The organism is Lysinibacillus sp. ZYM-1, from assembly GCF_001308875.1.
Lineage (GTDB): Bacteria > Bacillota > Bacilli > Bacillales_A > Planococcaceae > Lysinibacillus.
Map to the genome: position 1 here is coordinate 1 of NZ_KQ465133.1, position 15761 is coordinate 15761.

Sequence of the window (15761 nt, forward strand, 5' to 3'; positions counted from 1 at the left end):
TTTTCTAGGATTGGTTGTGGTGACTTAATTCTACCAAGAAAAGGTTTTCCTTTTTCTATGTCTTCAGTTATTTACACAAAATATTTTATACTCTCCAATAACTTTGCTTATCCACATAACAGGTATATCCGTGTTAACTATTAAATTTGTCTTTTTATTAGATATGTCATGCGTATAAATTGTTAAATCTTTTGCTTCTTCATTTTTGTTCCCATAAATTTCTAAAACTCCATTCATTTCACGTAAATAAAAAGCAAAAGTAAGTCCTGGGATTTCTATGAGTTCTATCACTTTTAAACTATTAATATCTAAGGAATAAATACCAACAGTTCTTTTTGAATTTTTATCATAAAGAACAGATAATACATATACAATATCATTTTTAATAATGAAATTTTGAGCATTACCTGGTAATTTTTCACTTTGTTGCATAACTTTAAAGTCATCATTATATATAGATACGTCAAAACCGAGGTTATCATTATGTAAAATTACTTGTCCATTTTTGGTTTGCTCTAACTGTATGGGATCGTGCTTAATTTTATATTCTTTCGTTTTTTCATTATTTATAGTAATTAGTTGTTCCCCATAACTGTCATATATAAGGCCTTTACCCTCTTTATGAAAATACAACTTTTCAACTCCACCAATTGAATAAATATATTCATCAACTAGTTTATTATTATTATTATAGTTGTATAAGCTCGTAGAATCCTCAGAATAACTAGTTGCCAATATAGCAAAATCAATTTTTTTTCTTTGAGAATATCCGAATATTAAAATAGTAGCTAATATTACAACGAAAATTATCAATTTATATTTCATTATTTACCACCTTTATGAAAATTTCTAAACTAAGTTATTTAGAATATGTATTAGAAGATAATTTACTGTCCCTTACACTGAGAGCTATTAAAACACCATGCTTCCATAACTTAACTATGTTCCTGGTAAAAGCTATTTACAACGGTGGTATTTAATAAAGTGTGGTTTACTAATGTAAAATAATATCAACTAAGTATCTAACTTAGTTGATATTATTTATATTTATTAATCTGCTGTATTATAAAATACTGATACATATGGAGATGATAAAATATCTCCTGGTGTAATCAGCATTGCAGTATGAGGTTCCAAGTCAATTCCCTGACCTTTATAAGCTGCCCATACTAATTTACTGCAATACCATGTGGATGTATCATTTCTAGTTGTAAATCCATACGGATCACCTAATTGTAATTCAGCGTATTTAACTGCACCAGATTTTTGTGTTGCAGTTGCTGACACTTTTAAACCTTTTATTCTGTCGTATCGTGACGTCCAATTATTGTCTCTATAAGAAACATTACCTGTGTCTGGATGAGCTTCAATAATTGAATAAGAATCTTTAACAATACCAACATGATCAGTTATAGAATCTAAAGCAATTAATATATCGCCCTTTCCTCCAATTGAACCTGGAGGACGTTCAACTGCAAATGGTTCAATTGTAGGTGTTTCTTCAGTTGTAGGTATTTCTACAGTTGTAGGTGTTTCTACAGTGTATTTATCCCAAATTTCTCTTAGTTCTTCTCGTTGTTCTTTCAAAAATTGTTCTTCTTCTTGCTGAGTTAAAGTATACGTTTCTGGAGAAGTATTTTCTTCTGCACTTGCTGTAGAAAAACCAGTCAATAGCAATACCGATGTTAATCCAACAGTTAATAATTTGTTTTTCATGTGATTACCCCTTTTCATTAGTGTATGTAATAAACCGATTTACTACATAGAGATGGAATATGTAATTCCCTTATACTTCCTCCTTTCAAAATCCCTATTTTTTACATTTATTACATTTATATATTACCACTTTTTTTGCATTGTTTCAATAAATTTCCTTAAACATTTAAATCACTCAAATTTCGCAGACTGAAATCGACAAATAAGCCTTGATATAATTAGGAAGGCTGGCGATCCACGTGTTTGCAAATTTATGGTTTTTTAATGATGAATGAATAATAAACTAAGAAACCAAAGCTCGAATTGAATCTGTTTCGAAAATTGAAGAAGAAAAAGAAATACTAAAATTAATACCTTACACAGAAATAGCTAATTTAGGATGGATAGAACAAACAAAAAGTCCCGTAGAAAAAATAATCAACTTAAGAAGTTTTTTGAAGTGGCTTCATTAAAATCTTTATCTACGACTCCTCAAGTTGCATTTAGAAAGTCAACACAATTTGAAGCTAACAGTTATGCAATTGCTACCTGGTTGACGAAAGTTGCACAACAAATAGCTAAAGAAATTGAAACATTTCCATTTAACAAGTCAAACTTGGAAAAAAACATATCTGAATTTAGGAAGATTACAAAACTTGCAGCAAAAGCTACTATTCCAAAATTAAAATCTTTATGCTCTCAGGTTGGTGTAGCATTAGTCATTACACCTTAGTAAAACCTATATAAATGGCGTAACGAAATGGCTATCAAACGACAAAATAATGATTGCTCTATTAATAAAGGGTGGTTATGAGGATATTTTTGGTTTACTTTTTTTCATGAACTAGGGCATGTTTTTCAAGAAAAAAAATCAGAGGTATTTATTGATGGGGAAAAATATAATAATAATGAATTAGAAATTGATGTTGATAACTTTGCCTTAACACGTTTAATACCTAACAAAGACTATGAACATTTTGTCAAAAATGAATATTAACAATTTCTAATTCAACTTACTTTTATTAAAATCAGTTATGTAATTATTAATAATCTTTCAAAGTTAAATAGCATTTTAAATAAACTATAATAAACTTAGGTTGATTCTTGATTTTAATATTTTATATGCATTAACATGATGCCTAACTAACTGTTGATTCATACCAACAAATTCTCTTTCATTTGAAAGTCTTTCATTAACATAGTTTATTAATTCAATAATTACTTTTTCCTTTTTTTGAATATTTTGTTTGATTTTTAAATCAAAACTTTGTAACGAAGATTGTCTATCACATTCTAAGTAGAAAATCCAATCTTGAAATGCAATTTCTATTTGTTTGAAGCTGCGTTCAAGCTCAATGGCGTGTTTATATCTTTCAGCTTGAAGGTCCGGTCATTTTAACCCATAAATTTTAATTGATGTATCTCCCTCTATGGTTTTACCTTGTATAATTCCATTATAAAGAAATTCTATATGATTCAAATTTCTCAATAACTCGCTCCTTTAAAAGCTCGTCTTTCATCTTGAGGGTTCTTGCGATTTCTGCTAAACCTTCACTTTTATCTACTGTTAATAAAAAATCCGTTGTCATCACAACTGGCTCATTTGTTTTTGGGTCTGTAGGATGTTTAAGACCTAATTCATCTGCAATGACAATTGTTTCTTCCAACGGCAATAAAGGAAATTGTTCTCGAATACTAACGACACAATCAGAATATTCAGTTAAATAAAAGTAATTTCGTTCCAAATCTGATAGAAATTCATGCTGTCTATTTGTTTTAATATCTTTTAAACGTTTAGACCGACCTTTCGAAGACACATCTTGAATGTTTAACCATGGTTTATAATCCACTCCAACTCCAGAGCCACGACCTTCTTTAATCCACTTTTCGACTTTAGATGTTCTAGTTCGTTTTGACATAAAAACACCCCTTTAGATTAATATTATCCAAAGGGGTAAAACGGTGCAACTTTTTTACAAACAGTATAACTTTATTTTAAACGGTACATCTTTTTTATAAACGGTACGGCTTTATTTCAAATCTACAATAGACATTTTCAACTATTTTACAGGCCGCATTTTAACTGAGCGCCACAGTTTGTACATGTATTACAGCCACCCATTTCTTCGACTGTTCCTTTACGGCAAACTGGACAAGTATTTCCTACGTCTGAGCCAATAACCGTAGTGGACTCTAACGCTTGAATCGTATCTACTAAAACGACTGGACGTTTTGTATGTTCTTCTACTAATTCTTCTTCAAATGATAATTGATCCATATCATTTTCTTCAGCTTTTAGCGTAAGTACCTGTGAATCACGGCTACCATCCACATAGACCGTACCACCTTTAGCGCCGCCTTTATATAGTCGCTCATATACTTTTTCTACTTGCTGTACAGTATAGCCCTTTGGTGCGTTTACTGTTTTAGAGATCGATGAATCAATCCATTTTTGAATAATACATTGTACATCAGCATGTGCTTCCGGTTTTAACTCCATTGCAGTAACAAACCATTCAGGAAGCTCTTGCTCATTCATTTCTGGATGACGATCTAAATATTCTTTTACAATTTCCGCTTTCACTTCAATGAACTTACCTAGACGGCCAGAACGGTAGTAAGTGAAAGAGAAGTATGGTTCAAGACCTGTCGCTACTCCTACCATTGTTCCTGTTGAACCAGTTGGCGCAACCGTTAATAAATGTGAATTACGGATACCTGTCGCTAAAATTTGCTCTTTGATGTGTGTAGGCATTTTTTGCATAAAGCCTGTCTCTGTGAAAGCTTTACGTAAGCGAGCAGTTTCTTCATCAGTAGCACCTACTAAGAATGGGAAGCTACCGCGCTCTTTAGCAAGCTCTGTAGATGCCTCATACGCCGTTTCAGCAATCGTTTTAAAGATTTCATCGACTAAAGCATTACCTGCTTCTGAACCGTATTCTTTCTCACAATAAATGAGTAAATCAGCTAAGCCCATTACCCCTAAACCAACACGACGCTCACCTAGTGCTTGTACACGGTTTTCCTCTAAGAAGTATGGTGTCGCATCAATAACATTATCCTGCATACGAACGCCTACACGAACCGTTTCACGTAGTGCTTCGTAATCTACAGTTTGATTGTCTTTATTAGCGAATTGTGCAAGGTTTACCGCCGCTAAGTTACACACTGAGTATGGTGCAAGTGGCTGTTCCCCACATGGGTTTGTTGCCACAACACTTTGACCATATGCCTTGGCATTTGTCATATCATTCGCGTTGTCGATGAAGAAAATACCTGGTTCTGCTGAGTATGTTGCACATACGTTAATTAAATTCCACAATTCCTTCGCTTTAATAGTGCGGTATGTGCGGACTTTATAGCCCATTTTCTCCCATTCACGAACGTCACCAACATTGTGCCATTCTGTGTTATAAACACTCATTTCTTCTTTTGAATATTCTTCCACTGCTGGGAAACGAAGCTCGAAGTCAGCATCTTTTTCAACAGCTTCCATAAATTCTTTTGTTAACGTTACTGAAATGTTTGCACCCGTTAAAAACTCTGGGTTATGAACTGTATATGTGCCACCATCACGTAATTTATTTTCTGCATCACGAATAATCGCTGTATCAAATCCGCCTAAGCCTTCAATGTTTTTATAGTTCACGATGCCTTGATACATAGCTTCCTCTTGCATAGAAAGTGGCTTAAAGTTTAATTTTTCTTTTGCTAGACGAATAATTGTTTCATCCGTTGTGTTTTCGATCAGGTAACGTAGGATACGTGGATTTTGCATTTTCGAAATAATAAATTCCACAATATCAGGATGCCAATCTGCAAGCATAATCATTTGTGCTCCACGACGTGACCCACCTTGCTCCACTAGATGTGTCAATTTGGCAATATCATCTAACCAGGAAACAGAACCAGATGATTTACCGTTTACACCTCGTGCCAGTGTGTTGCGTGGACGTAATGTGGAACCATTTGTTCCTACGCCACCACCACGGCTCATAATTTCCATTACTTGCTTACGGTGATCACTAATGCCTTCACGAGAATCAGCGACAAAAGGCATTACGTAACAGTTGAAGAACGTTACATCTGTTTCAGATCCCGCTCCGTAAATCACACGTCCTGCAGGAATGAACTTTAAGGATACTAATTGCTCATAAAATTTTTCAAACCATTCTTGGCGTTTTTCCTGCGTTTTTTCAACAGCCGCAAGTCCTGTTGCATTTCGTTTTGCGATTTGTTCATAAAAAATCTCAAGAGGCTTCTCTAGCACGTCAATTGAACGCGTAATCACACCCGTTTCTTGCTCGTTTGGATCATCTAAAACGCTACGATAATCTTCCTCAATCAAAATTTCTGCTGTTTTTGTAGACATGTCCAGCTTTTGAATTGTCCCTAAACCACGTGCAGGGAATTTTGGATCAGCTTTTACCGTTAAAACAACAAAGTCACCGGCTTTCAGTGTTTTCTTTTCTGTGTCTTTAAACGAGTAGCGATCGATCATAACAAGCCTTGATACGCCTTTGTGCGTGATGTGCATGTCAGGCGTTACGGGGTGTACCTGCGGGAATTGTTTGATATCTTTGTTTAACTGTTCAAATTGATTGTTTACTTCGGGTTGATGATTTGTGAGTACCATCGTTTTGCCTCCCTTACAAAATAAATACACAATATCATGTGTCGTTAAACACTACATATTGTGTATATGTCTTTTAAAAAGATACTATATATAGATTTTCAATTCAACTCTTGCTTTTTTTAATAGAATCGGAACTACTTGTAATAGCAAGGATTGATCGCTAAAAAATATTTTTTTTATACCATTTTTTACTTTTTGAAGTTCCACTCATCACATGCATATTTTTTTTCTTCTAATGCACGGACATATTCTAACTGCTCCTCAGAAAGTGTAAATGGTTTTAATTCAATTTGCAACGATTTTGCAAATCCATCTCTAAAAGCTGTCACACATTGTTCAACAGTCACAGGTTCATCCACAAGACTATTAATCGCTACTGCTTTTTCTGGTAACTTTCTGCGCATACGATCCTTTGCCTCTTCACTTGAAAAATTAAAGACCGATAATAGCTTCTCTTGATCTAAGTCTAATAAAATGGCACCGTGCTGCAATATAACACCTTTTTGACGTGTTTGTGCACTTCCTGCTATTTTTTTACCTTCCACCACTAGCTCATACCAGCTCGGCGCATCAAAGCATACGGCACTTTTTGGACTCTTTAAGTCTGCTCTTTTCTCCTCTGTATCAGGGACACTAAAATAGGCATCCATACCTAAGTTATGGAAACCTTGCAAGATACCCTCACTTAACACACGGTACGCCTCTGTCACTGACTCTGGCATATCTGGATAGCTTTCTGTTACGATGACACTATATGTAAGCTCATGTTCATGCAAAACAGCCCGTCCACCAGTTGGTCGACGTACAAAACCTAAGCCTTGTTCTCGTACAGCGTCTAAATTAATATCTCTTGTGGCCTGCTGAAAATAACCAATTGATAGTGTTGCTGGTTCCCACTCATAAAAACGAATCACTGGTGGAATTAACCCCTCACTATGCCAATCAAGTAATGCTTCATCTAGTGCCATATTAAAAGAAGGACTACATTTCCCTGAATTTAAAAAATACCATGTTGTCATATGTTCATCTCCTACAATTATAAAATGATACCTCAGGCCCCACCTGTGGTTCAACCTTAACGAAGATTACGCTACAGTTCAAGTTGTTTTACTTTTGACGATATTGACGAATTCGCCATAACCTAGTTAATTTTATCAAACTCATTGGACTATCGCTAGCGCATCTTTTATAATAATAGAGAAGATAGAAAGGGGTAAGAAAATCTTGGACATACTTATCACAATCGGTGTCGTTTTAGTAGTCACAATTGCATACATCGGTCTTAATGCACTACGACTCAAAAAAGCTGTAACCAACCTAAATCAAGAACAATTCATAGAAGGCTATCGTAAAGCTCAGCTGATCGATGTTCGTGAACAAAAAGAATTTGATGCTGGTCACATTCTTGGCGCACGAAACGTTCCTTCCACAACACTACGTCAGCGTTATAAAGAAATTCGCCCAGATTTACCAGTATATCTATACTGTCAAAATACAGGCCGTAGCTCACGTGCTGCACTATTTCTTAAAAAACGTGGGTACAACCAAATTTACCAACTTCAAGGCGGATTCAAAACTTGGACAGGTAAAATAAAAGCCAAAAAATATTAATATTCTCCTAAAAAAAGTCGTCTCAAAGAACTAAGAGACGGCTTCTTTTATTAAAAAATTCAGAGTTTCTACTATATTATATCTATTGCAAAATTTTAAGTGCATGCTTGTTGTTCACCAAATCCCTTTTTACGAGTTATGTACGACTTGTTCTCATTAACAATTCCTGTCTATAAATGAACCTCTTTCACCCGCTTCACTTCTTCTGTTGCCATTTATACTCTTTAGCTCTTCAGATTGCTTCATTAATTATTTCTCTAACAGCCCATAATACCTTTAGAGATATCTTTTATTGTAGAATAAACGGTAATAACCTTGTTTCATGATGCGTTCTTGGTAGATTGACTCCTTTGCTTTGTGGTTTAGATATTTCATAGGTTTAATTATTATTGAGCGTTTCCCTGGGGAAATAAATCTCTTTTCTACCTTTTAGCACTTCTCCCACAAACACTTTTAAAGAAATCTTTTATCAATTACTTCACCTTCAAGGAAATTTTTAGAACTTATCAGCCTTCCAAACAAGGGTAAATCTTTGTATGTCCAAAAATACTATTTTTCGTCAGTGATTCACCATTTAGGCACTTCATTCTTCTATTTTTCTGAAAATAATTAAAATTTATGGTTGAATAATTTTTAAAGCCCTGATAGGATGTATAATATCTTAAAATAATATTTGATTATGAAATTAATAAGCTATGAATGCTATGGATCAAACTATAGCAGGAGCAGTTCTGGAGAGAGCGCAATTTGCGTCGCCGAAGGGTTCACTATCTCAGGCAAAAGGACAGAAGAGTAATATCAGCTTTTTTAAGCGATGCCATACGAAAGTTAAAGGGATTTGATGTAACATCCGCGATCAAATGGTATTTGTTATTCTGACGTTTTTCCGAGACTAGTGTCACAACTAGTCTCTTTTTTATTTTTCCAGTCATAGTTTTTTATGCATCTTTGAGGGGGATTAACGTGGAACAGCAACAATTAAAACGTGATTTAAAAAATCGCCATGTACAACTTATTGCCATTGGTGGAACAATAGGAACCGGTTTATTTCTAGGATCTGGGAAAGCCATTGCATTAGCAGGGCCTTCAATCATTCTTGCCTATTTAATTGTCGGTACCGCGCTCTTTTTTGTTATGCGTGCATTGGGCGAGCTGTTACTATCGAATGCGGGTTATACATCATTTACGGATTTTGCCTCCGAATACATAGGGCCATGGGCAGGTTATGTTACAGGCTGGACCTACTGGTTCTGTTGGATCATGACGGCCATGGCAGATATTATCGCGGTAGGGGTTTATACACAATATTGGTTTGATATCCCGCAATGGGTACCAGCCATTGGTTGTTTAGTATTATTACTACTGCTGAATTTATTGACAGTAAAACTGTTTGGAGAGTTAGAATTTTGGTTTGCTATCATTAAAGTTATTACCATTGTGGCGCTTATTATCATTGGAATCATTATGTTAGTGACAGGCTTTCAAACAAGCTCTGGAACAGTTTCAGTGGACAATCTTTGGGCACACGGCGGCCTGTTTCCAAATGGCGTATATGGCTTTTTAATGGCCTTCCAGATGGTTGTTTTTGCTTTCGTAGGAGTGGAATTAGTAGGGGTATCAGCAGCTGAGACTGCAAATCCACAAAAAAACATTCCTTCTGCGATTAATAAAATTCCATTTCGAATTTTACTCTTTTATGTAGGGGCACTGTTTGTCATCCTATGTATCAATCCATGGTATGAAATGTCTGCCTCAAGCAGTCCATTTGTCCAAGTATTTACTTTAGCGGGTATTCCGATTGCTGCGGGTATTATTAATTTTGTCGTGCTCACTTCAGCCGCTTCCGCTGGTAATAGTGGTTTATTCTCAACAAGCCGCATGCTCTTTAATCTTGGTAACAATAAACAAGCATCTCCCGCTTTTGCTAAACTCAATAAAAATAGTGTGCCAAGTAACGCACTCGTTATTTCTGCTATTGTTGTATCTGTAGGTGCACTACTAAGTAAGCTAATGCCTGAAAATGCCTTTAGTATCGTAACGACTATTAGTGCAATTTGTTTCATATGGGTGTGGAGTATTATCATTATTTCTCACATCATCTATAAACGGAAAAATCGTGCCCTACATGAGGCCTCAAGCTTCAAAGCGCCTCTGACACCTTTTATCAACTATGTAGTGCTTGCTTTCTTCGCTTTTCTATTAATTGTGATGTTTATTTCCGAGGCAACACGGACAGCTCTTCTACTAACACCCATTTGGTTTATTGCCTTATTCATTTTATTTAAAATGAAAAAAAGATGACTTCAGATTAAGCTCTGAAGTCATCTTATAAACGTTAAAAAATAGTCATATCCCATTCTGTCGCTAAATGTTTCAGTAATTGTACACCTGCAACACTATTTCCTATAGGGTCGATGGCAGGTCCATAAATACCTATACCACAGCCAGCAGGGAAGGGCGAATCTAATCCTGCATGACCTGGGACAGCTGTAAGTATGGCACCTGAAACGCCACTTTTAGCAGGTAACCCAATAAATGCTGCAAATTTCCCTGAAGCATTGTACATACCACACGTCACCATCAAAGCCTTTGCTAATTTCGCCACTTGTTTTGGAAATAACTGTTTCTTAATCAGTGGATGGTAGCCATCATTGGCGATGACTAAACCAATCATCGCTAAATCTGATACATTGACTTCAATCGCACATTGCTTCAAATAAACCTCAAGTGCCGCCTCTACTGGACAATCTAGGAAACCTGAATCCATTAAATAGTAGGCTAATGCTCGATTGCGGTTCGCTGTTTGCCACTCTGATTGAAACACTTCCTCATTGATGCTTAATTGCTTTCCTATGATTTGCTCTAAAAATTGCAGGATTTTTGTAACCTTCTCTTGTGGTGAATGACCAACCATCATAGAGGACACAGTAATGGCCCCAGCATTGATCATTGGATTAAAGGGCTTTCCGGGTTGATGACTTTCTAAACGGATAATCGAGTTGAAAGTATCCCCTGTCGGCTCAACATCCACCCTTTCTAATACATATGGTAAACCTCGATCCATACAGGCCAATATAAAGGTGATCACTTTGGAAACACTTTGAAGTGTAAATAGTTCCGTAGTATCACCTGCTTTGAGTTCGTGCCCTTCTGTTCCGATAATAGCTATAGCTAATTGATTCGGGTCTTTTTTAGCTAAAGCTGGGATATAGTTAGCGCACTTACCTTCTTTGGCAGCGGCACGAAATTGCGTTACCCATTGTGCCACAAGTTGATCGTGATTAGGTTGTGTTGACATTTCTGTAGACTCCTTTCAAAATGTGCAAAAACAGAGTCTTCATAGTTCTCCTATGAAGACTCTATCCAGATTTCGCTATCCTTTTATAGCTTAGGAGGCATCGTCCCCTTCGGAATTAGCGATCCATATGTCTCTCCATCAAGACGTTCCTGCCATTCCTTTTTAGCTTCCTCAATAAGTGCTGGATTATCTAGTAACTCAATTGCTGTACAAGCCATAATTTTAGCAGCTTGTAGCATGCCTTTATGGGCGATTGGCGTAACACCTTGAGAAACAACCTGCCATGTATGTAACGGTGTCCCTAATGCCATACATACTGTCGTACACTGAACTGTCGGCACATTCCAGCTAACATCGCCCACATCTGTTGAACCGCCCATAATAAATTCAGGAAGTACGCCTGGAATAAGATCTGCAATAACCTTTCCTTGTAATTGTTTAACATCTTCTTTACGAAGGCCCACTAATGAAGAAGCTTGTACTTCAGGAGAAAATGTATTGAAAATAGCCTGAGCGTACTGTTCATCCTCTATTGTATAGTCTGGCATGCCAATTTCAAGTATTTGTTGATACATGACATCATAAAGCGTTTTATTGGTAATTAAATTAGAAGCAGCACCTTCAAAATCGATTTCTAGTGAAGTGCCTGTCATGAGCGTAGCACCCTTCGCAATGTTTTCAACGCGCTGATAAATTTCTTGCACTTGCTGCTTTTTAGGTGCCCGCACTAAGTAAGTAACCTCTGCATATGGTTGAACAACATTTGGAGAGGTTCCACCAGAGTTTGTAATAGCATAATGCACTCTTGCTTCTGGAATGATATGCTCTCGTAAGTAGTTTACCCCAACGTTCATGAGCTCAACAGCATCTAAAGCACTTCTACCCAGATGAGGAGCAGCTGCAGCATGAGCACTTTTACCTGTAAACTTAAAAGTAACCGCATAGTTTGCTAGAGAGCTACAAGTCATTACCGTTGAAAAAGTACCTGGATGCCAGGAAATTGCGATATCCACATCATCAAACAGACCAGCTTTCGCCATATAAGCTTTACCAGATCCATTTTCTTCTGCAGGGCAACCGTAAAAACGGATTGTTGCTGATTGCTGATGTTGCTCTAAATAATCCTTCACTGCAACAGCCGCTGCAAATGCTCCTGTTCCCAACAAATTATGACCACAACCATGACCACTTCCGCCATTCTCAAGAGGCTCATGATTCGTAACGCCTCCTTTTTGGCTCAAGCCCGGAAGCGCATCATATTCCCCTAAAAAGGCAATGACTGGCTTTCCAGAACCAAAAGTTCCAACAAGCGCAGTATCAAGCCCAGCCACGCCAACTTCAGTTTGAAATCCCTCTTTTTCTAGTGCTTCTTTCATATATTGCATCGATTTTTTTTCTTGAAAATGAAGCTCTGGTACAGCCCAAATCGCATCACTTAAGGCCACACTTGCATCCTTTTTTGCTTCAATTAATGTAGAAATTTTTTCTTGAAAATTCATTATTGTCCCTCCACTTTGTTCATTATGCTTTCAATAGTGCTCCTTTTTGGTCATTTAGCGTTACAAGCGACACAATACAAATGAGCGCAAATCCAATCAACATCCAAAAGGCTGCATCAAAGGAGCCATTAAAAGCATCGACCATAAAACCAATAGCCATAGGCGTAACAAACCCAGCTAGTTGTCCCCCTGTATTGGCAATCCCCATGGCTGACCCTGTTATGGAAGAAGGCAATTTCTTTAGAACGATAACAGGTAGCAGCGTAATAACAAATGCAATAAAGATAGACACAACTGTTTGATAACCAATAAATAATGTCACCGTTTTCGCAGTAAACATTAAATACAATAAAATACCGATCATTGCACAGGAGATGGCGCCTAACACCTTTTCCATTCCTTTTGGAAGCTTATCAATGATGTATCCACTACCATACACACCAATAATCGTTGTAATGGCAGGGATGGTTTGTGCCCAACCAATGGACATTAAATCTAGTCCACGATTTTTTTGAAGGTAAGTAGGAATCCAGGATACTAATCCCCAGTTCACCGCATAAATACAGAAATAAGCAATAATCAAATTCCACATAAGCGGCGTTTTCAATAATTCTTTAAAGCTCACCCTGACAGCAAGATTACCTGTCTCAGTAGCATCTACTGTTTCAGCTTTTGGAAGCTGAATGTATTTCCAATATAAATAGGCAATAATTGCTCCAAAGGCTCCGATAATGATAAACATCATACGCCAGCCAATCGTTCCTAATAAATACGCTGCTAGCAGTGGTACGATTAGCGAAACAATCCCTCCAGAAGTAAGCATGATTGACATGGCTCTTCCTCTTTCTTCTTTCGGGAAAATCGTAGCAATTATCTTAGAACTTGATGGCTGAAATCCACCCTCACCAATGCCAAATAAGAAACGAATCACAATCATTGCTGTTAATGACCAGGCAATTGCTGTTAGGCCAGTAAAAATAGACCACATTATTACAGCCGTCAGTAAGATTCGTTTTGCGCCAAATTTATCAGCAAGCCAGCCACCTGGTATTTGCATAATGGCATAGCCTAAAAAGAAAGCGCTTAAAATAATCCCCGTAGAAGATGCATCCAATTGCAAATCACCTGTAATCGAAACGACTGCGTAGTTCATAATGTACCGATCTAAGTTCCCTAAAGACCAGCCTAAAAATAATAACGCAAGGATGACATTTCTAGATTTTTTCGTTACTTCATTTGTTATCATTTATATCCCTCCCATGATCAAAAACCTTCTCTTTATGGCAGTGATTGCATCACCGCTATTGTTGTGCTTTAAGATTCTTGCCCCCTTGAAATATCTAGTAAAATAAAAACCCCTTTTATATACCGACATTTTCGTTATATATTCGTATAATAATCAAAGTACTAGAAAAAAACAATATTTTTTTGAAAATTTCTAATAGATAATCGCTTTCATAAAAGTGAATGATTTACCCCAAAAAGCCCACAATTCGTTGACTGGTCTGTGTTTTACCGATACTAAAATTTCAGAAAAAAATGTCCCAAACCAACTTAGGTTTGGGACATTTATTATTTTTCTAAACAAGCTGATACATTTTAATAGGTCTACCGCGAGTATGCTGTAATTCTTCGCCACAAATTCTTGCTAAATCTACATTACATAAATCGGCTACAATGCGCTGTGCATTTCTTTCACTCATTTGAAGCTGTGTCGCTAAATCCTTTGTCGTAAAATGTTTCCAGCGCATTTTCTGTACAAGCGCGTGGATTTTCATATACGTTTTAATACTAATATTACCTTTTTTTAATTTTTCTAAAATGTCAGGGTCTTCCGCTCGGTATGAATAAGATAGTTCTTCTACATTTCCGACAGACTCAATAATCGTACCGTCATCCTGAATCATAACGATATCAATCGCCTCGTTTTCCTTGGTCTGTCTTAGCCCGCGATGAGCATGTAGTTCCGCATTGAATACCGTTTGAGCAAATCCAATACCAGCAGTTACTTTTGCTTCCATTTCAATGGATAATTGGTACATCTTTTCCTGTAGAAATTTTATTTGCCCCTCAATAGCTCCCCTTGTACTAAAAATTGTATATTTTCCATTTCCTTCTTCAATGAGGGAACCATCGATTTGCTCACAAAGTTGTAGCAGATTTTCCTTGGTACGTAACTCTAAATATTGTATGCGATACCCTTGCTTCATACGCTCCTTCAAGGAATCGAAGTCTTTTATTTCAAGCATGACGGCACCAATTTGAGTTTCTTTATAGTAGGATGTTTTAATCTTTTCCGTAAAAAGCTGAACCGTATGGTAAATTTCTGTTTTTGTAGGAGATACCCAATACGAGGGAACTCCCCTTTCTTTCAGTTCTTCATCAACGGAAGGATAGCAAGTGATCGCAAAGTCTATCTTTCCCTCCTGCCAGAGACTAAAGTGGAAATCAAATAACTCTTTGGGATCGATGGCCACATCAAATTCTTTTAAATACATGGTATTCACATTTTTCTGTATCTCCGCTAGACCTTCTGAAGCCATTTGTGAGGGAGAAGGTATGATATCGATACTGACATGTTCAATAAACTTTTTTTGTCGATAGGATTGCTCTAAAAATCCTCTATAAATAGCCGCCTCTGAAAAAATGATATGGGCCATTTTATCTTGCGAGATCATTGTTTGACTCGCTATCTTATAAGGGATGTAGCCAGAAAACAGCCAGAAATCCACATCTTGATCATGTGTCTCTACAAGATGCTTTGTCTCTGTCGCTATCGCATAAATATACGGAATAAATTCCATATCCTGTTCAATCTCTTTTGCTAAAGCAATAATTCTTTCTACGGATTTGACAGGACCCACAACACCTATTTTATACATCTTTTGTTCCTACCTTCTTTGCGAAACTACAATTGTTATGTAAAAAATTTCTTTTCTCATCTATTCATAGTATAGCGGACAACCAATTTACTAGACAATTAAAAAAATCTATACAGAAAAACCCCGAATTTCTCGGGGCC

The 15761-nt window shown here is 36.6% G+C and carries 11 protein-coding genes, 1 pseudogene and 1 riboswitch; of the genes and pseudogenes, 3 read left to right on the plus strand and 9 right to left on the minus strand.

The window, feature by feature from the left end; genetic code table 11:
* Nucleotides 1-63: 63 nt before the first annotated feature.
* Both AO843_RS18530 and AO843_RS18535 read right to left on the minus strand, forming a co-directional pair.
* Complete coding sequence (locus AO843_RS18530; protein WP_054612568.1) at nucleotides 64-825, minus strand: hypothetical protein; 762 nt, start codon at nucleotides 823-825, stop codon at nucleotides 64-66.
* Between the two features lie 225 nt (nucleotides 826-1050).
* On the minus strand, nucleotides 1051-1716 hold the full coding sequence (locus tag AO843_RS18535; RefSeq protein WP_054612569.1) for a YiiX/YebB-like N1pC/P60 family cysteine hydrolase: 666 nt from the start codon (nucleotides 1714-1716) through the stop codon (nucleotides 1051-1053).
* Between the two features lie 439 nt (nucleotides 1717-2155).
* Between AO843_RS18535 and AO843_RS18540 the strand changes: the two genes are divergently transcribed.
* Nucleotides 2156-2428, plus strand: coding sequence for a hypothetical protein (locus tag AO843_RS18540; RefSeq protein WP_054612570.1), 273 nt, complete (start codon nucleotides 2156-2158; stop codon nucleotides 2426-2428).
* A 733-nt stretch (nucleotides 2429-3161) separates the two neighbouring features.
* Here AO843_RS18540 and AO843_RS18545 read toward each other — a convergent pair.
* From AO843_RS18545 to AO843_RS18555, 3 genes and pseudogenes are all read right to left on the minus strand, one after another.
* Nucleotides 3162-3614: pseudogene (locus AO843_RS18545) on the minus strand (TnsA endonuclease N-terminal domain-containing protein); the annotation flags it as partial.
* A gap of 146 nt (nucleotides 3615-3760) precedes the next feature.
* Nucleotides 3761-6331 carry a vitamin B12-dependent ribonucleotide reductase gene (locus AO843_RS18550; RefSeq protein WP_054612572.1) on the minus strand — a complete coding sequence of 857 codons (2571 nt, stop codon included), beginning with the start codon at nucleotides 6329-6331 and terminating at the stop codon, nucleotides 3761-3763.
* Nucleotides 6332-6519: 188 nt separating this feature from the next.
* Nucleotides 6520-7350, minus strand: a complete 831-nt coding sequence (locus AO843_RS18555; RefSeq protein ID WP_054612573.1) for a lipoate--protein ligase family protein — start codon at nucleotides 7348-7350, stop codon at nucleotides 6520-6522.
* A gap of 205 nt (nucleotides 7351-7555) precedes the next feature.
* Between AO843_RS18555 and AO843_RS18560 the strand changes: the two genes are divergently transcribed.
* A complete protein-coding gene (locus tag AO843_RS18560) occupies nucleotides 7556-7942 on the plus strand; it encodes a rhodanese-like domain-containing protein (RefSeq protein ID WP_054612574.1) in 387 nt (128 codons plus the stop codon).
* A 721-nt stretch (nucleotides 7943-8663) separates the two neighbouring features.
* A riboswitch (glycine riboswitch) is annotated at nucleotides 8664-8740 on the plus strand.
* Nucleotides 8741-8905: 165 nt separating this feature from the next.
* Nucleotides 8906-10243, plus strand: a complete 1338-nt coding sequence (locus AO843_RS18565; protein ID WP_054612575.1) for an amino acid permease — start codon at nucleotides 8906-8908, stop codon at nucleotides 10241-10243.
* A 34-nt stretch (nucleotides 10244-10277) separates the two neighbouring features.
* Here AO843_RS18565 and AO843_RS18570 read toward each other — a convergent pair whose 3' ends face one another.
* From AO843_RS18570 to AO843_RS18585, 4 genes are all read right to left on the minus strand, one after another.
* On the minus strand, nucleotides 10278-11240 hold the full coding sequence (locus AO843_RS18570) for a glutaminase (RefSeq protein WP_054612576.1): 963 nt from the start codon (nucleotides 11238-11240) through the stop codon (nucleotides 10278-10280).
* 83 nt (nucleotides 11241-11323) lie between these two features.
* Entirely contained in the window at nucleotides 11324-12739 is a 1416-nt protein-coding gene (locus AO843_RS18575) for a M20 family metallopeptidase (protein ID WP_054612577.1), read from the minus strand.
* A 22-nt stretch (nucleotides 12740-12761) separates the two neighbouring features.
* Complete coding sequence (locus tag AO843_RS18580) at nucleotides 12762-13985, minus strand: MFS transporter (RefSeq protein WP_054612578.1); 1224 nt, start codon at nucleotides 13983-13985, stop codon at nucleotides 12762-12764.
* Between the two features lie 334 nt (nucleotides 13986-14319).
* Nucleotides 14320-15621 carry a hypothetical protein gene (locus tag AO843_RS18585; RefSeq protein ID WP_054612579.1) on the minus strand — a complete coding sequence of 434 codons (1302 nt, stop codon included), beginning with the start codon at nucleotides 15619-15621 and terminating at the stop codon, nucleotides 14320-14322.
* Nucleotides 15622-15761 lie beyond the last annotated feature (140 nt).